The organism is Mesorhizobium sp. M2E.F.Ca.ET.209.01.1.1, assembly GCF_004010375.2.
Lineage (GTDB): Bacteria > Pseudomonadota > Alphaproteobacteria > Rhizobiales > Rhizobiaceae > Mesorhizobium.
This window is the reverse complement of sequence record NZ_SADP02000347.1, coordinates 1-387: the sequence shown is the minus strand read 5'-3', so window position 1 is coordinate 387 and position 387 is coordinate 1. Positions and strand designations below refer to the sequence as shown.

The following is a 387-nucleotide window of genomic DNA, read 5'->3' as shown; positions in this document are numbered from 1 at the left end:
TTCTCCGAATGCGGCCGGGCACGCGCGATAAAGAAAGAAGGCGGTATTCTCGTGCTGGCCGGCAGCATCGAACAGCGGGGCGAGGTGTTCGGCGTGGCTATCGCCCCACAGGACGGCGTGATGTCTCGCTTTGCCCCAGGGCGCCCCAAACGCGCAAAACGTGCTGCCCAGTTCAGGAATGACGACCGTCTGTGGACACGGCCAGTCCCACATCACCTCGAGGCTGCGCATTGCCTCGGCTTCTTTCGGAATCCTGCTGGTGAAACCGCCGGCTTCGAAGATCGCATTGCCGCTCAGGCAAACTATCACCGCAGCGGCAACACCGGCGGCACATGCCCTGGATGGAGGCGCCCGCAGACGGCGAAGGGGTTCCTCGACGAACCGCCA

The 387-nt window shown here is 63.8% G+C and carries 1 protein-coding gene; it reads right to left on the bottom strand.

Annotated features, from left to right (window positions below):
- Positions 1–387 (bottom strand): SGNH hydrolase domain-containing protein (locus EN852_RS41260; RefSeq protein WP_281407834.1); only part of this gene is annotated, 387 nt, incomplete at both ends.